Source organism: Agrobacterium sp. 6Ca8, from assembly GCF_055382765.1.
This window is the reverse complement of sequence record NZ_AP026433.1, coordinates 2,182,610-2,206,976: the sequence shown is the minus strand read 5'-3', so window position 1 is coordinate 2,206,976 and position 24,367 is coordinate 2,182,610. Positions and strand designations below refer to the sequence as shown.

The 24,367-nt window shown below is 59.0% G+C and carries 23 protein-coding genes; 9 read left to right on the top strand and 14 right to left on the bottom strand.

The annotated features are described in order from the left end of the window. Positions 1–4: 4 nt before the first annotated feature. The 9 genes from ACZ5A6_RS10940 to ACZ5A6_RS10900 form a co-directional block, all read right to left on the bottom strand. Entirely contained in the window at positions 5–871 is an 867-nt protein-coding gene (locus tag ACZ5A6_RS10940) for a D-amino-acid transaminase (RefSeq protein WP_003514109.1), read from the bottom strand. Positions 872–891: 20 nt separating this feature from the next. Next, entirely contained in the window at positions 892–1,950 is a 1,059-nt protein-coding gene (locus tag ACZ5A6_RS10935; protein WP_174060969.1) for a P1 family peptidase, read from the bottom strand. Positions 1,951–2,093: 143 nt separating this feature from the next. Further along, positions 2,094–3,056, bottom strand: coding sequence for a sugar kinase (locus ACZ5A6_RS10930; RefSeq protein ID WP_174060970.1), 963 nt, complete (start codon positions 3,054–3,056; stop codon positions 2,094–2,096). Between the two features lie 49 nt (positions 3,057–3,105). After that, a complete protein-coding gene (locus tag ACZ5A6_RS10925; protein WP_019565059.1) occupies positions 3,106–4,164 on the bottom strand; it encodes an ABC transporter ATP-binding protein in 1,059 nt (352 codons plus the stop codon). 32 nt (positions 4,165–4,196) lie between these two features. Then, entirely contained in the window at positions 4,197–5,033 is an 837-nt protein-coding gene (locus ACZ5A6_RS10920; protein WP_003504003.1) for a carbohydrate ABC transporter permease, read from the bottom strand. Beyond that, positions 5,033–5,971 carry a carbohydrate ABC transporter permease gene (locus ACZ5A6_RS10915; protein ID WP_003514101.1) on the bottom strand — a complete coding sequence of 313 codons (939 nt, stop codon included), beginning with the start codon at positions 5,969–5,971 and terminating at the stop codon, positions 5,033–5,035. Before ACZ5A6_RS10915 ends, ACZ5A6_RS10920 begins: the two co-directional genes overlap by 1 nt. After that, on the bottom strand, positions 5,971–7,302 hold the full coding sequence (locus tag ACZ5A6_RS10910) for an ABC transporter substrate-binding protein (RefSeq protein WP_003514099.1): 1,332 nt from the start codon (positions 7,300–7,302) through the stop codon (positions 5,971–5,973). The genes ACZ5A6_RS10915 and ACZ5A6_RS10910 overlap by 1 nt, the downstream gene beginning before the upstream one ends. Before the next feature lie 104 nt (positions 7,303–7,406). Further along, positions 7,407–8,063, bottom strand: coding sequence for a GntR family transcriptional regulator (locus ACZ5A6_RS10905; protein WP_065662132.1), 657 nt, complete (start codon positions 8,061–8,063; stop codon positions 7,407–7,409). 21 nt (positions 8,064–8,084) lie between these two features. After that, positions 8,085–8,969, bottom strand: a complete 885-nt coding sequence (locus ACZ5A6_RS10900) for a dihydrodipicolinate synthase family protein (protein ID WP_111792388.1) — start codon at positions 8,967–8,969, stop codon at positions 8,085–8,087. Between the two features lie 279 nt (positions 8,970–9,248). On the opposite strand from ACZ5A6_RS10900, the gene ACZ5A6_RS10895 reads away from it, so the two are divergent. From ACZ5A6_RS10895 to rutF, 7 genes are all read left to right on the top strand, one after another. Further along, positions 9,249–9,860 carry a biliverdin-producing heme oxygenase gene (locus tag ACZ5A6_RS10895; protein ID WP_174060971.1) on the top strand — a complete coding sequence of 204 codons (612 nt, stop codon included), beginning with the start codon at positions 9,249–9,251 and terminating at the stop codon, positions 9,858–9,860. Between the two features lie 464 nt (positions 9,861–10,324). After that, the gene (gene rutA, locus ACZ5A6_RS10890) at positions 10,325–11,416 is read left to right on the top strand and encodes a pyrimidine utilization protein A (RefSeq protein WP_003504013.1); all 1,092 of its coding nucleotides are present in this window, start codon (positions 10,325–10,327) and stop codon (positions 11,414–11,416) included. Beyond that, entirely contained in the window at positions 11,413–12,153 is a 741-nt protein-coding gene (gene rutB / locus ACZ5A6_RS10885; RefSeq protein WP_003514094.1) for a pyrimidine utilization protein B, read from the top strand. The genes rutA and rutB overlap by 4 nt, the downstream gene beginning before the upstream one ends. Before the next feature lie 26 nt (positions 12,154–12,179). Continuing rightward, positions 12,180–12,566, top strand: coding sequence for a pyrimidine utilization protein C (gene rutC, locus ACZ5A6_RS10880; protein ID WP_003492069.1), 387 nt, complete (start codon positions 12,180–12,182; stop codon positions 12,564–12,566). 14 nt (positions 12,567–12,580) lie between these two features. Continuing rightward, positions 12,581–13,372: a pyrimidine utilization protein D gene (gene rutD, locus ACZ5A6_RS10875; RefSeq protein WP_174060972.1), complete on the top strand. Its 792-nt coding sequence runs from the start codon at positions 12,581–12,583 to the stop codon at positions 13,370–13,372. A 17-nt stretch (positions 13,373–13,389) separates the two neighbouring features. Further along, a complete protein-coding gene (locus ACZ5A6_RS10870; protein ID WP_003514089.1) occupies positions 13,390–13,980 on the top strand; it encodes a malonic semialdehyde reductase in 591 nt (196 codons plus the stop codon). A gap of 26 nt (positions 13,981–14,006) precedes the next feature. Beyond that, positions 14,007–14,531 (top strand): NADH-dependent FMN reductase RutF, encoded by a 525-nt coding sequence (gene rutF, locus ACZ5A6_RS10865; RefSeq protein WP_013636774.1) that lies wholly within the window; start codon positions 14,007–14,009, stop codon positions 14,529–14,531. Positions 14,532–14,704: 173 nt separating this feature from the next. On the opposite strand, the gene ACZ5A6_RS10860 is transcribed toward rutF, so the two are convergent. The 3 genes from ACZ5A6_RS10860 to ACZ5A6_RS10850 form a co-directional block, all read right to left on the bottom strand. Beyond that, a complete protein-coding gene (locus ACZ5A6_RS10860; protein WP_003514086.1) occupies positions 14,705–16,138 on the bottom strand; it encodes an NAD(P)(+) transhydrogenase (Re/Si-specific) subunit beta in 1,434 nt (477 codons plus the stop codon). Positions 16,139–16,157: 19 nt separating this feature from the next. Further along, positions 16,158–17,732, bottom strand: a complete 1,575-nt coding sequence (locus ACZ5A6_RS10855; protein ID WP_003514084.1) for a Re/Si-specific NAD(P)(+) transhydrogenase subunit alpha — start codon at positions 17,730–17,732, stop codon at positions 16,158–16,160. Positions 17,733–17,920: 188 nt separating this feature from the next. Then, the gene (locus tag ACZ5A6_RS10850) at positions 17,921–19,804 is read right to left on the bottom strand and encodes an MFS transporter (RefSeq protein WP_003514082.1); all 1,884 of its coding nucleotides are present in this window, start codon (positions 19,802–19,804) and stop codon (positions 17,921–17,923) included. A 508-nt stretch (positions 19,805–20,312) separates the two neighbouring features. On the opposite strand from ACZ5A6_RS10850, the gene ACZ5A6_RS10845 reads away from it, so the two are divergent. Both ACZ5A6_RS10845 and ACZ5A6_RS10840 read left to right on the top strand, forming a co-directional pair. After that, positions 20,313–21,347, top strand: a complete 1,035-nt coding sequence (locus ACZ5A6_RS10845) for an aspartate-semialdehyde dehydrogenase (RefSeq protein ID WP_003514078.1) — start codon at positions 20,313–20,315, stop codon at positions 21,345–21,347. Between the two features lie 215 nt (positions 21,348–21,562). Continuing rightward, positions 21,563–22,378: a lytic murein transglycosylase gene (locus ACZ5A6_RS10840; protein WP_003514072.1), complete on the top strand. Its 816-nt coding sequence runs from the start codon at positions 21,563–21,565 to the stop codon at positions 22,376–22,378. A 168-nt stretch (positions 22,379–22,546) separates the two neighbouring features. Here ACZ5A6_RS10840 and ACZ5A6_RS10835 read toward each other — a convergent pair whose 3' ends face one another. Both ACZ5A6_RS10835 and pdxY read right to left on the bottom strand, forming a co-directional pair. After that, positions 22,547–23,188, bottom strand: a complete 642-nt coding sequence (locus ACZ5A6_RS10835; RefSeq protein ID WP_003514071.1) for a carbonic anhydrase — start codon at positions 23,186–23,188, stop codon at positions 22,547–22,549. A 74-nt stretch (positions 23,189–23,262) separates the two neighbouring features. Further along, positions 23,263–24,138, bottom strand: coding sequence for a pyridoxal kinase PdxY (gene pdxY, locus ACZ5A6_RS10830; protein ID WP_026330745.1), 876 nt, complete (start codon positions 24,136–24,138; stop codon positions 23,263–23,265). Positions 24,139–24,367: the final 229 nt, after the last annotated feature.

Here is a 24,367-nt window from a genome sequence, read left to right as displayed (position 1 = left end):
CCGGTCAGATCGCGGTGCGGTGGGCGTTTTCGAGATAGAGCGCGCGCAGGCGTTTCACCATCGCGCCTGGTTTGCCGTCACCCACCGGCTTGCCGTCGATCTTCGTCACCGAAACCACGAAGTTGGAGGCGCTGGTCAGGCAGGCTTCGTCTGCGTTCATCGCCTCTTCCAGCGTGAAAGGCCGTTCTTCCAGCGTGAAACCGGCCTCCTTGGCCAGTTGCAGGGCGGCAAGGCGGGTGCAGCCGGGCAGGGTCTTGTTGCTGTTGCCGCGGGTGATGATCTTCCTGTCGCCGGTGATGATATAGGCGGTGGAGGATGCGCCTTCGGTGACGAAACCATCCTCGATCATCCACGCCTCATCGCAGCCTTCAGCCTTGGCGATGCGTTTTGCCATGACCTGCGGCAGCAGGCAGACGGTCTTGATATCACGGCGCGCCCAGCGCTGGTCGGGAACGGATTTGACCGCAATGCCGGCCTCTTCCACGGCGGTGCCGACGAGTTTTTTGGCCTGCGTGAACATCACCAGCGTCGGCTTCAAATCGGCGGAAAACAGGAAGTTGCGGTCTTCCGCGCCGCGCGTCAGTTGCAGGTAGATCATGCCTTCGACAAGGTTGTTGTCGGCAATCAGGCGACGTTCGGCCTCGACGATTTCCTTTGTTGTGACCGGCAGCGGCACGTCGATTTCGCGGGCGCTGCGTTCCAGCCGCGCCATGTGCAGGTCGCTGTCGATCAGCTTGCCTTCGAGAACGGAGGTGACTTCATAAATGCCGTCGCCGAACAGGAAGCCGCGGTCGAAGATGGAAAGGCGGGCTTCCGCCTCGGGCAGGAATTCGCCGTTGAGATAAACGATGCGACCGGATTGGCTAGTCATGAAAACTCCGTCTGGAAAAGTCAGGCTGAAAGAAGGGTTTTAAGCGTATCGATGGAAATGGCCTCGACCGTGGAGACCTTGGCCGTTGCGGCATTGAAACCCGTTGTCGTCGTTGCCGCGCAGAGCGAATTGAGGATCGCTTCCTCTGTCGCCTCAATGGCAGCCTCGAACAGCGGCGAGATGGCGTCGTTGGAAAGCTCGGGAAAATCCGCCACGGCCTTGCGGCGTGCGGGTGTTTTGCGAAGCCGCTCGTTGGTCGAAAATGCCAGCGCGTAATCGCCGGAACCATTGCTCAGTGCCGCACCGGTGCGCGAGAGGCCGCCGAAGCTCCTAGCGGCCAAGCGCTTCAAATTGCGCGACGACAGCGGCGCATCGGTTGCGATGATGATGACAATCGAGCCGTCCTTGTCCTTGTGCTCCGGGCTCAAATAGGCTTTGCCACAGACGAGAAGATGGCCGCCATAATTGGACTGCACGAGAACGCCGAGCGTATAGGCCTCCCCCGCGACGGTGACGATGCGGGATGCGGTTCCGATGCCGCCCTTCATGCCGAAAGCCACCGTGCCGGTTCCGGCTCCAACGCCGCCCTCGGCCACCGGGCCTGTGGCAGCGTTTTTCAGCGCGGCCGAAATTTCCTCGACGGTCGGGCGTCCAGCGCGGATGTCGTTGAGCCGGGAATCGTTGGTCTCTCCGACGACCGCATTGATCGACACCACTTTTTCGTTACCCGGCTGCGCCAGTGTGTGGCGGTTGATCGTCTCGATTGCCCGGCCGGTTGCAAGCGTATTGGTGAGGATGACAGGCGTTTCGAGTTCGCCAAGTTCCTCGATCTGTGTCGAGCCGGCAAATTTGCCAAAGCCGTTATAGACCGCAAAACCCGCAGGCACCTTGTCCTGAAAAAGATTGCCGCCATGCGGCAGGATCGCGGTTGCGCCGGTGCGGATCGTGTCGCCTTCGATGACGGTCGAATGGCCGATCGTCACGCCTTCGACATCGGTGATGGCATTGAGCGGGCCGGTCTCGAAATGGCCGGGCGGCAAGCCGATATCGCGCAGTCTCGGGCGGGTCGTCTGATGCATCGGGCGATCACTTTTGCGGAATGCAGGCTCAAGGTGGAACAAGCGCGGCTTGCGAAAAGCTTTGCTCTGACTTGACGTTAGCCTAGTTCGCCGGGAAACGGCATCGCAAAAATGGAATAGTTTTATGCGGGCAATGGATGCGCTCAGAAGGCGCGTAGCGCCGGTCCCCGTTCACGCTCCAGCCATTGCCGCATCGCGTCTTCGGTCTCTTCGCGTGTGGGTGCCCCGATGCGACCACCGAAGACGGTGCATTTGAGCGCAGCGGCAACGGAGGAGAGCCGGATGGCGGCGCGGCTTTCCATGCCTTCGGCTATGGCAAGCGCAAAGGTGCCGTGGAAAATGTCGCCTGCCGCCAGCGTATCCACCGCGTTGACCTGCATCGTTTCCTGAAAATGGACAGTGGGATCGCCAGCTTCCGTCCACCAGCAGCCTGCCGGTCCGGCGGTGACGGCGATGAAGGTTTGCGGGTAGCGGGCGTGCAGCACCGCCAGCATGTCCTCTACCGTCTCAAGCCCCGTCAGCCGGGCGGCGGCGGGTTCGGAAAAAACGATATGGGTCGCGGCGGGTGCGAGCTTTTCGAGGGTTTCGACCGGCGCGACGTCGCCGTCGAGAATGGCGTGTTTGCCGAGCGCGCGTGCCACATCAAGAACATCGAGCGCCAGTTCCGGCCAGCGCACATCCACCAGCACGGCGTCGTAAGCGGCGAGGTCCGCTGATGTGCAGGAGCGCTTTTTCTCATGCAGCCTGTGATCATAAAAAGGCACGATCAGCCTTTCACCGCGATCATCGATAATGATCGTGGAGAGTGCCGAGCGTGCGCCGGCGGCGACTGTCATGCCTGTGGTGTCTATACCGCTTTCGGCGAGATCGCGCAGGATACGGGTGCCGGTCTCGTCGTCGCCCACCGCACCCCAAAGGCTGGCGCGCCCGCCCATGCGGTGCACCGCATAGGCTGCGCTGGATGCCATGCCCTCGGCGATCTGCAACATTTCGTAAGGCAGGACCTTGCCTTCGCCCTTTGGCATGTCATGGACGCGAAACAGGGTGTCGAGCACGGCTGCACCCACGCACAGCACATGTTTGCGGCTCTCGTGTTGGCTGTCCATGCCCGTCACCCTATGTCTTTGTCTTACGCAATTTTACTCGGCATGCGCGTTAGATGCGCTTGCCGGTTGCCTTGTCGAAAAGGTGAACCATTTCCGGGTCGATGGCGATATGGATCGTATCGCCGAACCTCACGTCCAGCCGCTCGCGGAACAGGCAGGCGATCTCGTCGCCCTTGCAGTTCAGCTTGGCATAGATTTCCGAGCCGGTGCCTTCGACCAGTTCGACCCGGCCTTCGATACCGCCGCTTGCTGCACGGATATGTTCCGGGCGCACGCCGTAGACGAGGTCGCGACCGCCCAGTGCGGCGATGTCGCTGTTGGCGGGCAGGGGAAGGCTTAAGCCCTTCACGGTGCGGAACACGCCTTCTTCGACGCGTCCACGAATGAAATTCATCGCAGGCGAACCGATGAAACCGGCAACGAAGAGGTTGGCCGGGCGGTCGTAAAGCTCGAGCGGCGCGCCGATCTGCTCGATCACGCCGTCATGCAGCACCACGATCTTGTCGGCCATGGTCATGGCTTCCACCTGGTCGTGGGTGACGTAGATGGTGGTGGTGCCGATGCGCTGGTGCATGGCCTTGATCTCGCCGCGCATCTGCACGCGCAGCTTGGCGTCGAGGTTTGACAGCGGTTCGTCAAACAGGAAGACCTGCGGATCGCGCACCAGCGCGCGTCCCATGGCCACACGCTGGCGCTGGCCGCCGGAAAGCTGGCGCGGATAACGGTCGAGCAGCTTGTCCAGCCCCAGAATGGCGGCGGCCTTGTCGACCTTGGCCTTGGTTTCGTCGGCGCTCACCTTCTTCAGCTTCAGCGCGAAGCCCATATTATCCTTCACCGTCATGTGCGGATAAAGGGCGTAGTTCTGGAAGACCATGGCGATATCGCGGTCGCGGGCGGGCAGGTTGCTGACCTCGCGTGTGCCGATGTGGATTTCGCCGTCGCTGACTTCCTCAAGCCCCGCAATCATGCGCAGCAGGGTGGATTTGCCGCAGCCGGAAGGGCCGACCAGCACGACGAATTCGCCATCCTTGATATCGATATCGATGCCGTGGATGATGTTGACTGCGCCGAAGCGCTTCTGGACGTTTAGAATATTGACCGGTGCCATGTTTTTGGTTCCCGTATTTTTAATTGGTTGATTCAGCCGCCCTTGACGGCGCCGGCGGTCAGGCCCGCCACGATCTGTTTCTGCGCGAACATGGTCAGCAGCAGCACCGGCAGCGTCACGATCAGCGCGGCTGCGGCAAGCGGTCCCCAGCTCACCTGTTCGAAGGACAGCATGTTGTAGACCGCCACCGGCAGGGTGCGCGTTTCACGGCTGGCCAGCACGATGCCGAAGACGAAGTTGTTCCACGAGAAGATGACCGCGAGGATAAAGGAAACGACGATGCCGGGCTTGGCAATCGGCAGCGCCACCAGCCGGAACACCTGCCAGGAGGATGCGCCATCGATGCTTGCCGCTTCTTCCAGTTCCTTCGGCGTGGTTTCGAAATAACCGATCATGATCCAGACCACGATCGGAACCGTCACCACGAGATGGATGATGATCTGCGGCCAGAGTGTGCCGAGCAGGTTCAGCCATTGGAACAGCAGGAACAGCGGAATGAGGAAGGAGAGGCCGGGCGTCATGCGGGCGATCATGATGACGACAGCCGACTTTTCCGCCTTCAGCCGGGCGATGCCGTAACCGGCAGGCACGCCGATCACCAGCGCCAGAATGGTGGCCGCACCGGTGACGAGCACCGAATTCCAGAAATAGAGGAAGAAATTATTCTCCTCGAACACCTTCACATAGTTCGACCATGCGAAACGCTCGGGGATGAGGATCGGCGGATAGGCGCCGTTGTCGATTTCATATTTCAGCGACAGCGAGATCATCCAGATGAAGAACAGGATGACAGGCGAAATCATCACCAGCGCCACGAAAAACAGGCCGATGCGGTCGAGGTTTTTACGTTTGAGCAATTGGCGAGCCATCAGCGATCCTCCATCTCGTTCCATTGCGCACGCTGGCGCACCATCAAAAGCACAAAGGACAGCGCCACGATGATGATGAAGAAGACGACGGCCATGGCCGAGCCGTAACCGATGTCGTAGTAGGAAAACGCCGTGTTGTAGAGGTAGATGTTGATGGTTTCCGAGGCCGTGCCAGGGCCGCCCTGCGTCATCGCGTAGATGATGTCGAAGCTTTTGACGGCATCGATGGAACGGATGATGACGGCGATCATCAGGAACGGCGCGATCATCGGCATGGTCAGGTAACGAAACTTCTGCCAGGCGTTGGCACCGTCGATTTCGGCGCTCTCATAGGGTTCGCGGGGTACTGCAGCCAGTCCGCCGAGCACGATCAGCATGACGAGCGGCGTCCACTGCCAGGTTTCCACCAGCACCAGCGAGGGGATGACGGTGGACTGGTTGTAGATCCATTCCAGCGGTCCGATATGGATGAAGGACAAGAGATAGTTCAGAACGCCGAGCTGCGGGTGGAACATCATGGTCCAGACGAGCGCGATGGCGACCGGGGTCGCCATCATCGGCATCACGAACACGCCGCGCAGAAAACCGCGCAGCGGAAACTGCGCATCGAAAACCAGCGCCGCCAATGTTCCCAGAAACAGCGGAGCGACGACCGACAGCACGGTATAGATGAGGGTGTGCCAGAGCGATTCCCAGAACCTCACGTCGCTTGCGAGCCTTATATAGTTATCGAAACCGATAAAGCTCTGCTCCTGTCCGAGCGTCCAGCGATGCACGCTCATCCACAGGGTGAAGACCCACGGAAAAACGATCACCGCCGAGATGACGACAAGTGCCGGTATGACGAAAGGCCAGTAGTTGGGAGCAAGCCTTGCGGGCCTGCTCCCTTCTTTCCGGCTGACGCCTGTTTTGGTGTTTTCGATGCTCACGGAGGCCATTATCCCTCGCTACGCGCCAGAACGGGTGCGAACTGTTCCGTCGCTTTTTTCAGCTCAGCTGCCGGGTCGGCGCCGCCGATCATGTTGGTGAGGCCGACGCCGTAGATGTCGCGGAATTCCGTGACCGGAATGATGACCGGCAGGGCAAGCTGCGAGACCTTGCCGGAACCGACGACCGCATCCAGCCAAGCGGCCGGCATCTTCACGCCCTCACGCACCTTCTGGTCTTCGAGGATGGACTGGCGGAAAGGAACGCCTGCACCCGCCTGCAACAGGCGCGCGCCCATGTCGTGCGAGATCGCCCATTGGCAGAAGAGGTAGGCCGCTTCCTTCTTGCTGCTGGCTTCGACGACACCAAGGCCATCGCCGAAGGTGCCGGCCGCCTGTACTGCCGGGCCTTTCGGCATGACACCGTAACCGACCTTGCCGACCACGCGGGATTTTTCCGGGTTTTCGATCGGCGGTGCAAAACCGACGCCATCGAACCACATGCCGATCTTGCCCTGAAGGAAGGCAGACTGCGCTTCGGCCCAGTTGAAGCCGGAAACGCCGGGAGGGGCGGCTTTGGTCATCAAGCGTTGATAGAGTTTCGCTGCCTCGACCGCTTCCTTGGATTCGGTGTCGACCTTTCCGTCCGCGCCGATCGGTTTTGCGCCGTAACCCAGCATCAACGAAGTCCAGACCGGGGTATTGGCGTTCTTCAGGCCGCGGGCGACGAAACCGTAGGTGTTGGTTGCGGGATCGGTGATCTTTTCCGCTGCCGTCACCAGTTCCTCGAAGGTCTCAGGGTATTTCAGGCCCTTGGCTTCGAAGAGTTCCTTGTTCCAGTAGACGATCCAGTAATCCACCGAGAATGGCAGCGAGCGCAGCACGCCGTCGCTATCCTTGGCAAACAGCATGCCGGCTTCGGCAAAATCCTTTTCGACGAGGGACGGATCGGTCAGCGACGGGTCCTTCAGGAAGCCGCTGATATCGGCCAGCCACTTGCCCTTTTCGAACTGTCTCTTCTGCACGTGGTAGCTCAGATGAACGACGTCGAAGCTCGGCTTGCCGGAGGAAAGCTCGATTACCACCTTCTGGCGCTGCTGCTGTTCAGGCGTTGCTTCGGCATTGACCTTGATGCCGGTCAGTTCCTCGAATTCGCCCAGATATTTGATCAGCGTTTCGCTGCGCGGGCTTTTGACCAGGTTGACTTCAAGCGTGGTGCCGGCGTGTTTTTTCCAGTTCACCGCCGCCGATGCGGGGCGGATGCCGAGCACCGCGCTGCCACCGATCGCTGCCGTGCCTGCCAGAAAGGCGCGACGCGTGGGGTTGAGCAATGAATGCGTCATATCAGTTCTCCTCCAGTTAGCCGGAAATTCTCCTCACCTCCGGCTTGTTGCTTATTTTCATGCAATTCCGGCCAGGACCTTTCTTCTGCCCTACCGGAATTGCCCTATACTGCCAGCGCCCTGTCCCTTGCGTTGCGGATATGGGCGGTCAGCCGCTCCACGGCGTCTTCGACAGATCGCTTCTCAATGGCTTCGAGAATGGCGAGGTGTTCTTTCATCACCGATTTGACATGGCCTGCGATGCGAAAGCGCTCCTGATTGATGAGGCGCATCTTGATGGAATTGACCCTGTAGGCGTTCGAGATGATCGAATTGCCGAGGCTATCGATGAAGGCGTCGTGCATGCCCCAGTCCACCTGCTGCGCGTGCTGGTCCAGCTCTGGCGATTCCCCACCTTTTTCCGTCGCCTCGACGATATCGCGGTGCTGTTTCAACAGCTTGGCGATGGTCTCGTCCGAGGCTGAACGCGTAAAGAGCGCCACGGCCTCCTTCTCGAGAAAGATCCGGAACTGGAACGCCTCGCGGATGAGGTTGATGTCGATATGGGCGACCTGCAATCCCCGCTGCGGCACAGTCTTGATCAGACCTTCCGCCTCCAGCCGTGGAATTGCTTCCCGGATCGCGCCCAGCGGCAGACCCGTCAATTCCACGAGGCGGCGTTGCGAGATGAATTGCCCAGGGCGAACGTCGCGCGAGAGAAGGTGATGCGTAAAGCTTTCATACGCCCTTTCCCGCAATGTCTGTTCGCCGGTATCGTCCATGCTCAACCTTTCAAGGTCTGTTCAGGCAGCCTGTTTGCGAAACAGCGCGTCGAATGCGCCTTCGATCTGCCGCCGGCCCTCCGGTGAAATGGCAACGAGCGGCGCGCGCACATCAGACCAGATATCTTCCCCTGTCGTGTGTGATACCAGCACCTTGACGGCGGGCGTAACCGGAAATTTCAGAAGTTCCACAACAAGATCGACGATGCGCGCATCGTCCTTGCCGTCAACGGCCATGGCGCGGACTTCCTGCGTCAGGAAATTGGCAACGCCGGAGATGGCTCCCTGACCGCCCAGGCGAACGCCCTTGGCCAGATCACGCTCATCGCCGATCAGAATGGCGAGATCGCCGTGTTCTTTCAGCAGGCGCTCTGTGTGGCTCCAGTTGCCTGAGGAGTCCTTCACGCCGGTGACGATGCCCGGAAACGCTTGTCTCAGCCGCCCCACCAGTTCGACCGACAGTGTTACCATGGTCACGGAAGGGATGTTATAGACGAGAATGTCGCGCGCGCCCTTGCCGATCTTTTCGAAAACCGCCGAGAACCAGGCAAACAAGCCGTCATCGCTGACATTCTTGAAATAGGATGGTGGGGCGAGAAGAATATTGCGGGCACCTGCGTTCAGGGCCTCGGCGGACTGGTCGGCCGCATCCTCGATGGAATCCACGAGAACGCCGGTGACCAGACGGGAAGGCGCAATGCCCGCCTCGATGAAGCGGGAGAGAATGACCTGCCGTTCGCGGCTGCCGACGGAGCATCCCTCGCCGGTGGTGCCGAAGAGTGTCACGCTGTCGCAACCATTTGCAAGGCAACGGCGGGCATGCGCGATCATGGCGTCTGTATCGACGGTTCCGTCAGTTTTGAAAGGGGTCGTCAGTGCTGCCGAAAGGCCGAATTTCTGGGTCAATTAAGATGCTCCTCCAAGATGGCTGCAGATTGATGGCACACTGACATGTTAGTTGTAAAGCGGTAATTACAGAATGATTGTTCGGGAGGCTGAAAGGGGGGAATTGGCTTCTAAAGCTGCCTCAGGATCTGTGTTGCGCCCGGTGGGGCATGGAATGTTTACACCGGTTTACGCGAATGCCATTTTTTAGCGATGCACAGGAAAAATGCTAAAATAAATTTGACTGTTTAAGTAAAGATTTTTATCAGGCAATCTGAATATGGGATAAAGGGAAGCGTCATGACCATTGTGGAGCAATCAGCGCCTGTGGAGGAGATCGAGCAGAGCCGCGTGAAGCGCCTGAGGGCTGCCACGCGTGGCGCGCATGGTGGTCTCGATACCTTCATCATGGCAGCGAAGCCGTTCGAGAGCCGGGAGAACTTCGGCAAATTCGTGGAAACGCAATATCTTTTCCATCGCGACCTCGATGCATTTTTCTCCAATGAAACGCTTGATGGCCTGCTGCCTGATCTTAAGGGTCGGCGCCGTCTCTCCATGATAGAGCAGGACCTTGCCGATCTGGGACACGCCATTCCTGAAACAAACGAGCCGCGCTTTACAAGCGAAACGCCGTTCGATCTACCTGAGGCCATGGGCTGGCTTTATGTGGTCGAAGGCTCGAACCTCGGCGCGGCTTTCCTTCTTAAAGATGCAGCCAAGCTTGGCCTCACCGAAGAATTCGGCGCGCGCCATCTGGCCGGCGCTCCGGAAGGGCGCGGCCTGCATTGGCGTACCTTTACGGCCGCGCTCGATGAAATTTCGCTGACCATCGACGAAGAGGAGCGGGTCGTCGCCGGCGCCGAAGCCGCCTTCAGGGCCGTGCATGCCTACGCGCAGCAACGCCTCGGTTGAAGTTTTGGCATAGCTTGTCGCTGGTTGTCTTCACAGCGCTTGAAATGCCTCGTTGCACATTCGTGCTGACCTCGTCTTAGCATCCTCACGCCATCACCCCGGGCTTGGTCCGGGGTCTAGTGCGATCAAGTGTTTGATCGCGCGGGGCTATATTGGCGGCGCGGACGGGCCGCGGCTGGATACAGGATCAAGTCCGGCGTGACGGAGGAGTGGTTTTCGGCTGTCGTGCAATGCTTCAGAACCATTGTGAGAGCTACTCATTTCCCGCACATTGCGTTCGATATTTGCCGAATAAACAGGCATGTTAATTTACCAAATGATAAAATTTTTATCTTTTGGTAAAAAGAAATTGGCCTCCAAAAAATTATCCAATTGATAAAATTATTTTTTTTCGTCTGGCACGGAACCTGCTACTCTTTCTTCAAATCAGGAAAACGCCTGATGCCAAAAAAGGGAACAGCAAGATGGAAGTTGGTGTTTTTATACCGATCGGGAATAATGGGTGGCTCCTTTCCGAGAACGCGCCGCAATACAAGCCAAGCTTCGACCTGAACAAGGAAATCACGCTGAAGGCGGAAAAATACGGCTTCGATTTCGCGCTGTCGATGATCAAGCTGCGCGGCTTTGGCGGCAAGACCGAGTTCTGGGATTATAATCTGGAATCCTTCACCCTGATGGCGGGCCTCGCCGCCGTGACCTCCAAGATCAAGCTGTTCGGCACCGCCGCCACGCTTGTCATGCCGCCGGCCATCGTTGCGCGTATGGCGACGACGATCGATTCCATTTCCGGCGGGCGTTTCGGCATCAACCTTATTACCGGCTGGCAGCGTCCTGAATACAGCCAGATGGGCCTTTGGCCGGGCGACGATTATTTCGGTGATCGCTATGAATATCTTGGCGAATATACCTCCGTGCTGAAAGAGTTGCTGACGGAAGGGCAGTCGGACTTCAAGGGCAAGTTCTTCCAGATGGATGATTGCCGCATGAAGCCGGTGCCGCAGGGGGATGTGAAGCTCATCTGCGCCGGTTCCTCCAATTCCGGCATGGCGTTCTCTGCCAAATTCGCCGATTACAGCTTCTGCTTCGGCGTCGGCGTCAATACGCCAAAGGCTTTTGCACCCACCAATGAGCGACTTCTGGCGGCAACGGAAAAGTCGGGTCGCGAGGTTAAATCCGTCGTGCTGACCATGATCCTTGCGGAAGAAAAATCCGAGGATGCCTGGGCGAAGTGGGAGCATTACAAGGCGGGCGCGGATGAGGACGCGATCAAGTGGCTCGGCCTGCAGAGTTCTGTCGACACCAAGTCCGGCTCTGATACCAATGTCCGGCACATGTCCAATCCCGTCTCGGCGGTCAACATCAACATGGGAACGCTGATTGGCTCCTATGAGGAAGTGGCGGCGATGCTGGATGAAATGAGCGAAGTGCCGGGAACGGGTGGCGTGATGCTGACCTTTGACGATTTTCTCGAAGGCGTCGAAAAATTCGGCAAATATGTACAGCCGCTGATGAAGAGCCGCCAGCATGTGCTGGCCGAACTGGAGGCAGCGGAATGAGTGAAGCCGTCGTGGCGGGTTACAAGGGGCCGGAAAGCCGTTCGGAAAGTGTGACGCTTCCCGCAAGGCCGGAGCCGATTACCCTCAAGCCCAGCGAGACCGCCGTTGTCGTGGTCGACATGCAGAACGCCTATTCGACCGAGGGCGGTTATGTCGATCTTGCCGGGTTCGATATTTCCGGCGCCAAGGGCACCATCGCCAACATCAAGAAGACGCTGGATGCAGCGCGGGCGGCAGGTGTTCAGGTCATCTATTTCCAGAATGGCTGGGACAAGGATTATGTCGAGGCCGGTGGGCCGGGTTCGCCCAACTGGCACAAGTCCAACGCGCTGAAAACAATGCGCAAAAGGCCGGAACTGCAGGGCCAGCTGTTGGCCAAGGGAACGTGGGATTACGCCATTGTCGACGAGTTGCAGCCCCAGCCCGGCGACATTCTGGTGCCGAAGACGCGTTACAGCGGTTTCTTTAACACCAATATGGACAGCGTCCTGCGTGCGCGTGGCATCCGCAATCTGGTGTTCGTCGGCATCGCCACCAATGTCTGCGTCGAAAGCTCGCTGCGCGACGCTTTCCATCTCGAATATTTCGGGGTGATGCTGGAGGATGCGACGCATCATCTGGGCCCGGACTACATCCAGCAGGCGACGGTCTACAATGTCGAGAAATTTTTCGGCTGGGTGGCGACCGTCAATGATTTCTGCGGCGTCATCTCGCAGGCCGCACCCGTCAGGGATTGATCCCCAAACACAAAGAGGAGAATGAAATGCCGAAGAAGATCGTCGTGCCTGCCGGTACAAGCAAACCCATCGCCCCTTTTTCGCCGGGAACCCTCGCCGATGGCGTGGTTTACGTTTCCGGAACGCTGCCATTCGACAAGGACAATAATGTCGTGCATGTGGGCGATGCCAGCGCCCAGACACGCCATGTTCTGGAAACCATCAAATCCGTTATTGAGACCGCCGGCGGCACGATGGAGGACGTGACGATGAACCACATCTTCATCACCGACTGGGCAAATTACCAGGCCGTGAACACGGTCTATGCCGAATATTTCCCCGGCGACAAGCCCGCGCGTTATTGCATCCAGTGCGGCCTCGTAAAGCCTGACGCGCTGGTGGAAATCGCCACCGTCGCACATATCGGCAAGTAAGGCGAAACGGCAAAATGATGCATTTCGAGGTTCATGGCCGGGCCGAGCCTGAGGCGCCCACTATCCTGCTGTCATCGGGGCTGGGTGGATCGGGCGCCTATTGGGCGCCGCAGATCGAGGCCCTTTCCAGCCATTTCCGGATCGTTACCTATGACCATCGCGGAACTGGCCGGACCGGCGGCGAGGTGCCGGCAGATGGCGGCATATCGGCGATGGCCGATGATGTGCTTGAGATCGTCTCGGCGCTGAACCTCGAAAAGTTTCACTTCATGGGCCATGCGCTTGGCGGTCTGATCGGACTCGATATCGCGCTTCGCAAGCCCGGCCTCATCGACAGGCTTGTTCTTATCAATGCCTGGAGCAAGGCCGATCCGCATTCCGGGCGCTGCTTCGATGTGCGGATCGAGCTTCTGGAAAAATCCGGTGTCGAGGCTTTCGTGAAAGCCCAGCCGCTGTTTCTTTATCCGGCGGCCTGGATGTCAGAGCATCAGGAGCGGCTGGCACGTGACGATGCGCATGGCGTCGCGCATTTTCAGGGCAGGGCGAATGTGCTTCGGCGCATCGCGGCGCTCCGGGCCTTTGATGTCGACGCGCGCCTCGGCGAGATCGGCAATCCGGTTCTGATAGTGGCAACCAAGGACGATCTTCTGGTGCCCTATACCCGGTCGCTGCGTCTTGCGGAAGGTTTGCCGCAAAGCGAGCTTTGCCTTCTCGATTTCGGAGCGCATGCGGTCAATATCACCGATTCTGACCTTTTCAACGCGCGGCTTTTGCAGTTTCTGCTACCGGCAACACAAACATTCTGACGGGATTTGAGAGTAAAATGACGAGAGCATTGGACGACGCTGCATTGGCAACACTTTTCACCGAGGCACGCACCCACAATGGCTGGACGGACAAGCCGATCGGGGATGAGACGCTGACAGCGCTTTATGACCTGACGAAGATGGGGCCGACCTCGGCCAATTGCTCGCCGGCGCGTTTCGTTTTCGTGCGCAGCCCGGAAGCCAAGGAAAAATTGAGGCCAGCGCTTTCTTCGGGCAATCTGGAAAAGACCATGGCAGCACCCGTCACGGTCATCGCTGCCATCGACAGCGAATTTTACGAGAAGCTGCCGGTGCTGTTTCCCCATGCCGATGCGCGTTCCTGGTTCACCTCCAGTGCGGCGATGGCCGAGGAAACGGCATTCCGCAATGCCACGCTGCAAGCCGGTTATCTCATTCTTGCCGCCCGCGCGCTCGGGCTTGATACCGGAGCCATGTCCGGTTTCGACAAGGGCAAGGTGGATGCGGCATTTTTTGCGGGTACGACATGGAAATCCAATTTCCTCATCAATCTTGGTTACGGCGATCCGTCGAAGCTGTTCGGCCGCCTGCCGCGACTTGCGTTTGAAGACGCCTGTGTTCTGGCTTGAGGGCCTGTTAAGGAAGGATGGTTTAGATGCGGATGATGTCTCTTGAAAAGGAAGCGGAAATGGAGACGAAGACTGCACAGGAACGCAGCCTCGATTATAGAAATGCCATGGCGCGGCTCGGTGCGGCAGTCAACATCGTCACCACGGACGGTGCGGCAGGCCGTGCGGGATTTGCAGCGACGGCCGTTTGCAGCGTTTCCGACAATCCGCCCACGCTTCTCGTCTGCCTCAACCGCGGCTCTTCCGCTTATAATGTGGTGAAGGGCAATGGCGTCATCTGCGTCAACACGCTTGCTTCCAAGCACGAGGTGCTGAGCACCCTGTTCGGCGGCAAGACACCGGCGGAAGAACGTTTCGCTGCCGGAAGCTGGGGCGTGCTCGAAACCGGCGCGCCTGTTCTGGAAGACGCACTGGTCTCCTTCGATTGCCGCATTCGCGAGGCACATGATGGCGGCACGCACGATATCCTGATCTGCGATGTCGTCGATATGAAGATCAATGAGGGCGACGAAGCACTGATGTATTTCAACCGGCGTTACCGGGTGCTTTGAGAGCGGTCTCTGGGGCCGGTTTACCCTTAACTCACGATTAGCTATTTGCGCGCCGCCATCCTCCGGCTTGTCCCGAGGATCTGCAACCGGGACAAGCCCGAGGATGACGGCGGAGCTTTCTTTTAACGTCAGTAAGAAGGGCGTTTCCGGTCTCCCGGAAACGCCCTTTTTCATTACTTGATCAGCGGCAAAAGATCGTTGATCGACTTCTTCGCATCGCCGTAGAACATGCGGGTGTTGTCCTTGTAGAACAGCGGGTTCTCGATGCCGGAATAGCCCGTGCCCTGGCCGCGCTTGGAAACGATGACCAGTTTGGATTTCCATACTTCCAGAACCGGCATGCCGGCGATGGGCGAGTTGGGATCGTCCTGTGCCGCCGGGTTGACGATGTCGTTGGAGCCGATGACGATGACGACGTCGGTATTGGGGAAATCGTCGTTGATCTCGTCCATTTCCAGCACGATGTCGTAGGGCACCTTTGCTTCGGCGAGCAGCACGTTCATGTGACCGGGAAGACGACCCGCAACCGGGTGGATGGCGAAACGCACGGTCTTGCCGTCGGCGCGCAGCTTGCGGGTCAGTTCGGAAACGGCCTGTTGTGCCTGTGCCACCGCCATGCCGTAACCGGGCACGATGATGACGCTGTCAGCGTCGTTCAGCGCTGATGCCACGCCTTCGGCATCGATTGCCACCTGCTCGCCTTCGATTTCCATCGCCGGACCCGTCGTGCCGCCGAAGCCCCCGAGGATGACCGAGATGAAGGAGCGGTTCATGGCCTTGCACATGATGTAGGACAGGATCGCCCCCGAGGAGCCGACAAGCGCACCGGTAACGATCAGGAGATCGTTGCCGAGCGTGAAGCCGATGGCGGCCGCCGCCCAGCCGGAATAGCTGTTCAGCATCGAGACGACGACAGGCATGTCTGCGCCGCCGATACCCATGATCAGGTGATAGCCGATGAAGAAGGCGGCAAGCGTCATCAGCACCAGCGTCCATGCGCCAGCACCGTTGCAATACATGATGAGCAGGACGAGCGACAGGATCGCGGCACCGGCATTGAGGACGTGTCCGCCCGGAAGCTTCTTCGCCTTGCCGTCCACCTTGCCGGCAAGCTTGCCGAAGGCGACGACGGAACCGGTGAAGGTGACGGCGCCGATGAAGACGCCGAGGAAGACCTCGACCTTCATGATTGCCAGTTCTACCGGCGTCTTGTGGGCGAGGAGGGCGGAAAAGCCTGTCAACAGGGAGCGCGCCGTCTCATCTAGCGAGGCGACATGCGCTTCCTCGATATGGGCGTTGAAGCCGATGAAGACGGCGGCCAGACCGACAAAGGAGTGAAGTGCTGCAACAAGCTGCGGCATCTCGGTCATCTGCACGCGGTTTGCGACGAAGTAGCCGAGAACGGCGCCACCCGCCAGCATCAGAAGTACGATGAACCAGTTGCCGACATCAGGTCCGAAGACCGTGGCGACAATGGCAAGACCCATGCCTGTTATGCCGTACCAGACGGCGCGCTTGGCGCTTTCCTGCCCGGAAAGACCACCGAGGGAGAGGATGAATAGAACGGCTGCGGCAACATAGGCCGCGGAAACGATACCAATGGTCATTATGTGTCCCCTACACGGCTCAGGACTTCTGGAACATGGCGAGCATGCGCCGTGTCACAAGGAAACCGCCGACGATGTTGATCGTCGCGATCAGGACGGAAAGTGAGGCAAGGATCACCACCAGCCAGTTGCCGGAACCGATCTGCAGCAGCGCGCCGATAATGACGATGCCGGAAATCGCGTTCGTCACCGCCATCAGCGGCGTGTGCAGCGAGTGGCTGACATTCCAGATGACGGAGAAGCCGATAAAGCAGGCGAGCACGAAGACGATGAAATGGCTCATGAAGCTTGCCGGCGCGTAAAGGCCGACGAGAAGCAGGGCCGCCGTACCGATGACGAGCAGACCGACTTGGCTTTTCGTCTGCGCCTTGAACTCGGCCCGTTCCTTGGCGTGCTTTTCCTCAGGCGTAAGCTCTTTTGCTCGTTCCTTGGGTTTCTGCGCGGCGATGGCCTGGATCTTCGGTGGCGGTGGCGGAAAGGTGATGTCGCCCTGATAGGTGACGGTGGCGCCGCGGATGACGTCGTCTTCCATGTTGTGAACGACCTTGCCGTCCTTTGCGGGCGTCAGGTCGGTCATCATGTGACGGATGTTGGTGGAATAGAGCGTTGAGGCCTGCGTGGCCATGCGGCTCGGGAAATCCGTATAGCCGATGACGATGACGCCATTGTCGGAGACGACGCGCTGGTCGGGCACCGTGAGATCGCAATTGCCGCCGCGCTCGGCGGCGAGGTCGATGATGACCGAACCCGGCTTCATTGCCGCCACCATGTCGGCCAGCCACAGCTTCGGGGCGTCACGGCCGGGGATCAGCGCCGTGGTGATGACGATATCGATCTGCGGTGCCAGCTCGCGGAATTTCTCAAGCTGCTTTTCGCGGAATTCCGGCGAGGAGGGGGCGGCGTAACCGCCGGTCGCTGCGCCATCCTGGCTCTGGTCGGCGAAATCGAGATAGACGAATTCGGCGCCCATGGATTCGATCTGTTCGGCCACTTCCGGGCGCACGTCGAAGGCATAGGTAATGGCGCCGAGCGAGGTTGCCGTGCCGATGGCGGCAAGACCGGCAACCCCAGCACCGATGACCAGCACCTTGGCGGGCGGCACCTTGCCGGCGGCGGTTACCTGACCGGTGAAGAAGCGGCCGAAATTATTGCCGGCCTCGATGACGGCGCGATAGCCGGCGATGTTGGCCATGGAGGACAGCGCGTCCATTTTCTGGGCGCGGGAAATGCGCGGCACCATGTCCATGGCGATGACATTTGCGCCCTTTTCCTTCGCCTGCTCCAGAAGGTCCTTGTTCTGTGCGGGATAGAAGAACGAGATCAGCGTCTTGTCCGAAGACAGGCGATCAATCTCCGACGTTTCCGGCGGACGAACCTTGGCGATGATGTCGGCACCTGTATAAAGCGCATCGGCGCTATCGACGATGGTGACACCGGCTGCGCGATAGGCGTCGTCGGAAAATCCCGCCGCCTTGCCCGCGCCTGTTTCGAGGATGCAATCATATCCGAGTTTCTGCAGGCCTTGCGCGCTGTCGGGCGTCATGCCGACGCGCGCCTCGCCATCATATAATTCCTTAGGCGTCCCGATTTTCAAAATGGCTCTCCCTTTTCCGCACGATAGGGCGTCATAGCCTATTTCGAGCGTTTTTGTCTTGTTTTTGGCGGTTTCTACCTGCGGCGGATTGACAGCCTGCGAAAGGCCAGTTCGGGCACTGGCGGTACTGCGGCAATAAAAAACCCGGCGCGTCAGCGCCGGGTTTCTATCGTCGGGAGCGAAACCGCTCACTCCATGGTGTGGATGTCGCGATCCTTGGTTTCCGGCAGGAACAGCAGGCCGATGACCAGTGTGATGCCTGCGAAAACGATCGGGTACCAGAGGCCGTAATAGATATCGCCCTTCGCCGCGCTCATCGCAAAAGCGGTGGCGGGCAGCAGGCCGCCGAACCAGCCGTTGCCGATATGGTAGGGCAGCGACATGCCGGAGTAGCGGATGCGGGTCGGGAACAGTTCGACCAGCAGGGCCGCAATCGGGCCGTAGACCATCGTCACGTAGATCACGAGGACGGTCAGGACCGCGATGATGACGACCCAGTTCACGGCAGCCGGATCGGCGACCATGGCGAAGGTACCACCACCGGCAATGCTGTAGACGGCCATTTCCGCCGCTCCGGCGGTCTCGGCCGGCGTCAGCAACTTGTCGGCCACCAGCTTGTCGGTCGCCACCATCTTCTTGTCGGCTGCGCGAACGGCTTCCGCATTGAGGTTGAGTTCCGGGTTGGCGGCAATGAAGGCATCCAGTTTTGCGTCCGGCACCTGTGCTACGCCGCGCACCAGCGGGTAGCCGCCGTCATGCAGCGCGATGTTGACCTGTTTCTGGAAGGCCCTGTCTTTTGCGGCAGCATCCGCACCGGCTGCGATGGCGTCGTAGCTCGCAATGGTGGCGTCGCCGATTTTGACGCTTGCCGGCGTTCCAGCCGCTCCAGCAACGACGTCATAGGGAACGGAGTTGCGTGTCAGGAACGAGGTGGCGATATCGCAGGATGTGGTGAATTTCGCCGTACCTGTCGGGTTGAACTGGAATTTGCAGTCGCCCGGAGCAGCGGTCACGGTGGCGCGAACGCTGGCTTGTGCTTGCGCCAGTGCCGGGTTGCCCGCCCATGTGAGCGCCTTGAACAGCGGGAAGTAGGTCAGCATCGCGAGAACGAGACCCGCCATGATGATCGGCTTGCGGCCGATCTTGTCGGAAAGCCAGCCGAAGAGCACGAAGAAGCCCGTGCCGAGGATGAGGGCCGCCGCGACCATGATGTTGGCCGACTGGCCGTCCACCTTCAGAATGCTCTGCAGGAAGAACAGTGCATAGAACTGGCCCGTATACCAGACGACGGCTTGACCGATGACGGCGCCGACGAGGGCAAGCAGGGCGATCTTTGCGTTTTTCCACTGGCCGAAGGCTTCGCTGAGCGGTGCCTTGGAGGTCTTGCCTTCTTCTTTCATCTTCTTGAAGGCAGGAGATTCGTTCATTTTCAGACGAATCCAGACCGATACGCCAAGCAGCAGAACCGAAACGAGGAAGGGAATACGCCAGCCCCAGGCGGCGAAGGCTTCCTTGCCGAGTGCGAACTGCACGCCGAGAATGACCATCAGCGACAGGAAGAGGCCGAGCGTCGCCGTCGTCTGGATCCATGAGGTGTAATAGCCTCTGCGACCGTTGGGCGCGTGTTCGGCCACATAAGTTGCAGCACCGCCATATTCGCCGCCAAGCGCCAGACCCTGAAGCATGCGCAGGATGATCAGGATGATCGGGGCTGCGATGCCGATCTGCGATGCACCGGGCAGGACGCCGACGAGGAATGTCGAAACGCCCATGATGAGAATGGTGATCAGGAAGGTGTATTTACGGCCGACAATGTCGCCGAGACGCCCGAACACCAGGGCGCCGAAGGGGCGCACGAGGAAGCCGGCGGCAAATGCCAGAAGCGCGAAGATGTTACGTGTCGTTTCCGGATATTGGCTGAAGAAGTTCGCGCCGATATAGATCGCGAGCGAGCCGTACAGATAAAAATCGTACCATTCGAAGACTGTTCCGAGAGAAGAGGCGAAAATCACCTTCTTCTCCTCACCCGTCATGGGACGGGCGGCGCCGCTCACGGCTGCTACGTTTGCCATTGTCTGTCCTCCACAGATGTCAAATGAGCGCATTGCAGAGCCCTGTCTCTCCTCCGGACTCCCCCGTAAGGGTGCAATGCGCGTAATGTTAGAGTGACAGAAAATTAACCCCAATGAGAGCGATGCTTTCGGATTATGACTTTAGTCTAATGCATAACGTGCAAAAATGTCGCGAGGTGGCATTTGCGCTTATGCGCCGGGTCGCTCGCAACGTGCCTTTTTTCTTGACACGAACACCAAACCTTCTAATAGCTTCTCGCGAAGAAGGAGCATCACCTTGCGCAGGCATGTTGCAGACATGATTGTCATGGAAGGACCGGCACAATCTGCCGGCGATGATCCGCGTCTTTCTTATTCTATCCGAATTACGGCCAAAACGACGATTAAAACCGTCTGACGTCTCTGGCCACCGCTCTCTCCCCGGTTTGGCTGGGGATCGAGGAAGCCGCGATGCGATGCGGGTTCCCCACCTCACCCAAAAGAGGAGAGACAGAAAGAGAGCTTGATCATGGGTTTCAAAGTTGCAATTGTAGGCGCCACCGGCAATGTCGGTCGCGAAATGCTCAACATCCTGGCCGAACGTGGTTTTCCGGCAGATGAAGTCGTGCCGCTCGCTTCCTCCCGCTCGCAGGGCACGGAAGTTTCCTATGGCGACCGCACGCTGAAGGTTTCCAACCTCGAAAACTACGATTTTTCCGACACGGATATTTGCCTGATGTCGGCCGGCGGCGAGATTTCCAAGAAGTGGTCGCCGAAGATCGGCCAGCAGGGTTGCGTCGTCATCGATAACTCGTCTGCATGGCGCTACGACCAGGACGTTCCGCTGATCGTTCCGGAAGTCAATGCCGACGCGATCTCGGGCTTCACCCGCAAGAACATCATCGCCAATCCGAATTGCTCCACGGCCCAGCTCGTTGTCGCGCTGAAGCCGCTGCATGACTTTGCCAAGATCAAGCGCGTCGTTGTCTCCACCTACCAGTCCGTTTCCGGCGCTGGCAAGGAAGGCATGGACGAGCTGTTCCAGCAGACACGCGCCGTCTTCGTGGCCGATCCGGTCGAAACGAAGAAGTTCACCAAGCGCATCGCCTTCAACGTCATCCCGCATATCGACGTCTTCATGGAAGACGGCTATACCAAGGAAGAATGGAAGGTTCTGGCCGAAACCAAGAAGATGCTCGATCCGAAGATCAAGGTAACCTGCACGGCCGTGCGCGTTCCGGTATTCATCGGTCATTCGGAATCGGTCAACATCGAGTTCGAAAACGAGATCACCGCCGATCAGGCGCGTGACATCCTGCGCGAAGCGCCGGGTTGCCTCGTGATCGACAAGCATGAAGATGGCGGCTACATCACCCCGGTTGAATCCGCTGGCGAGGATGCGACCTATATTTCGCGTATCCGTGAGGATGCGACGGTTGAAAACGGCCTCAACATCTGGGTTGTTTCGGACAATCTGCGCAAGGGCGCTGCCCTCAATGCCATCCAGATCGCCGAACTCCTGGTCAATCGTGGTCTCATCAAGCCCCGCAAGGCGGCGGCTTGATACGATTTTTTAAGGTTCGTTAAGTATAACCCGTCTGTTCTGTGTGGGGCAGGCGGGTTTTCCAATTGGCTATCATCACGGCCAGTTTATTTGCAGGCCTTGCTGCCAAAAGGCAATTTAGGCGGCCAAAAAGCAATTTGGCACCCGAGCCCATACAGCAGCGACGTTTTGGTTCTCGGGATAAATTCCCCAAAGGATATCGAAGGCAGATTTTGATGCGGGCAATGAAGGCAATTCTGGCTGGTGTGGCCATGGTCTCGGTTTTGGCGGCGACGCCGGTTGTGGCTGCGCAATGCGGCAACACTTCGGCAGGGTTCGACGCCTGGGTCGGTGCCTTCAAGCAGGAAGCGGCGAGCCGCGGTGTCAGCGCCTCGGTGCTTGATCGTGCCTTCTCCGGCGTCTCCTACAATCAGCCGACCATCCGCGCCGATCGCGGCCAGCACAGCTTCAAGCTGTCCTTCGACCAGTTCATGCAGAAGCGTGGCGGCCAGACGATCATCTCGCGCGGCAAGACCATGAAGAAGAACAATGCGGCTCTCTTCGCCTCGATTGAAAAGGCCTATGGTGTGCCGGCCGGCCCGCTGCTCGCCATCTGGGGCATGGAAACCGGATTTGGCGGCTTCATGGGCAACCAGCACACGCTGTCCGCCGTGGCGACGCTTTCTTTCGACTGCCGCCGTTCGGATTATTTTACCGAGCAGCTTTACGCGGCCCTGAAGCTCGTCGGCAGCGGTTCGCTGAACGTGAACGCCAAGGGTGCTGCCCATGGCGAAATCGGCCAGACGCAGTTCCTGCCGTTGAACGTTGTGCGCTACGGCGTGGATTTCGACCGCGACGGACGCATCGATCTCGTCGGTTCGCGCGCCGATGCGCTCGCCTCCACGGCCAACTTCCTTGTCGGCCACGGCTGGCAGCGCGGCGCGGGCTATCAGCAGGGGCAGACGAATTACGCGGCCATTCAGGGCTGGAACGCTGCAAGCGTTTATCAGCAGGCGATTGCGTTTATCGGCAAGGCGATTGACGGCCAATAAGGCCGCTTTATCCCAATTGGAACGTCCACTTCCGTGATGCCGGACTAGTTCCGGCATCAAGTCACGGCGCGTCTGCGCCGTGAAAACAATACTAAGCAATCAAAGACTTGATCGCACTTGGCCCCGGATCACATCCGGGGTGACGAAGCTTTGAGAAGGTTTCGACAATCACAGGTCCGGGCGGCGAAAGTCGCCCGTTTTGCCGTCCATCACCCACAATTCGCCGGTCGAGATATCGAACCAGGCGCCATGCAGCTTCACCTTGCCGGCGGTTTCCTGCGCCTTGACGAAGGGGAAGCCGCGCAGGTTGGCGATGGAGTTGCGAATGGAAACGCGCTCCAGCGCCGTCTGGCGCTCGGAAGCGGTCATGACGTCGTTGCTCTGGATCTGCTCGGCGGCGGATTTCACCATGTTCATCCATTTGCCGATGAAGTCGCCGGGTGACAGAGGTTCAAGATTGGGGTCGAGTGCGGCCTGAATGCCGCCGCAGCGGCCATGGCCCATGACGACGATGTCCTTCACCTTCAGAACCTGCACGGCATATTCGATGGCGGCTGATGTGGCGTGGTACTGACCGTCAGGCTCAAAGGGCGGTACCATGTTGGCGACGTTCCGCACGACGAAAAGTTCTCCCGGTCCGCAGTCGAAAATCGTTTCCGGCGCCGAACGGGAGTCACAACAGGCAATGAACAGGGTCTGCGGTTTCTGTCCGGTATCAGCCAGAACGCGGTATCTTTCGCGCTCGTCGGCATAGCGGCCGCTCATGAAGTTCTTGTAGCCGTTGAGAAGGTTTTCCGGAAAATCTTTCATCTATCGCAGTACCGTTGTGCTTGGACCAAGATCAAGAGAAGAACTCGGTGCGTTGAAGACCAATCCTTTAGCCGCTATTTGCGCTTGCTGCGCGAAGGATGCAAGAGATGGCGCATCTGCACCATCGCCATGGGTGTGGAGAGACTTGAAGAATCCGTCTCCAGCGTCAATTCGTTCATGTCGCGTTTTTTGGTTCGCGCCAGAATTTCGAACACGCTGGCGGTGGCCAGTTGCAGCGCCTTCTCGTCGTCCATGCCTTCCAGCAGCCGGGCAAGGAACAGCGCCGCCATCAGGTCTCCGAGACCGTTCGGTGCGTCTTCTATGGCGCGGTGTTCCGCCATCAGCGCGTGCCGGCCGCTCAAATAGAGATTTCCCGTGCCGCCCGCCATCATCGACACGGCTGAGGTGACCAGCATTTTCGGCGGGCCGAGTGCGAGCGCGGCATCCATGATGGCATTGTTGGTCTCAAGCTCGGCGCCGCTCATCCAGGCCAGTTCATAACGGTTTGGCGTGGCGACGGTGGCAAGCGGAATGAGGTGATCGCGGATGGCTTCGGCAGTCTCAAGGGGAATGTATAGTCCGCCCAGATCGCCCATGACCGGGTCACAGGCATAAATCAGCGACGGGTTCTTTTCCTTGAGATTGCGGATCAGCCTTGCGACGGAGCGCACCTGCGCCGCGCTGCCGAAATAACCGGTCAGGACAGCCTTGACCTCGCCGATCCATTTGGCGTTTTCGAGGTCGGTCATGGCCTTGTCGAAGTCGTCGTCCTGAAAGCGCATCCGGGTGGACGGGCCATGGCCGGGGTGCCAGGGCAAAACGATTGTGGGCACCGCCCATACCGGATAGCCAAGGGTCTCCAGCGCGAAGACTGCGGCACGGTTGCCGACCGATCCACGCATGACGTGGCTGGAAATGACGATGACGGCGCCCTGGGTATTTTCCTGCATCACGGCCTTCTTGCTTTCAAACGCCACAGAAGCCCGCAAGTGCCCCTGCTCACAGATCAAGATGCGCTCTCATGACATATCGCATCGTCACTTTCCACCGTTAATCCCGCAAGGGTCTATCCCGTAAAACGATGGGCGTCCGGTCTTCTTGGCCTTTCCGGTGCCGGTCCGTTATTGCGGGATCGGCGAACTGCCCTACCTTTTTGTTTACGCATCGGGTTTTCCCAAA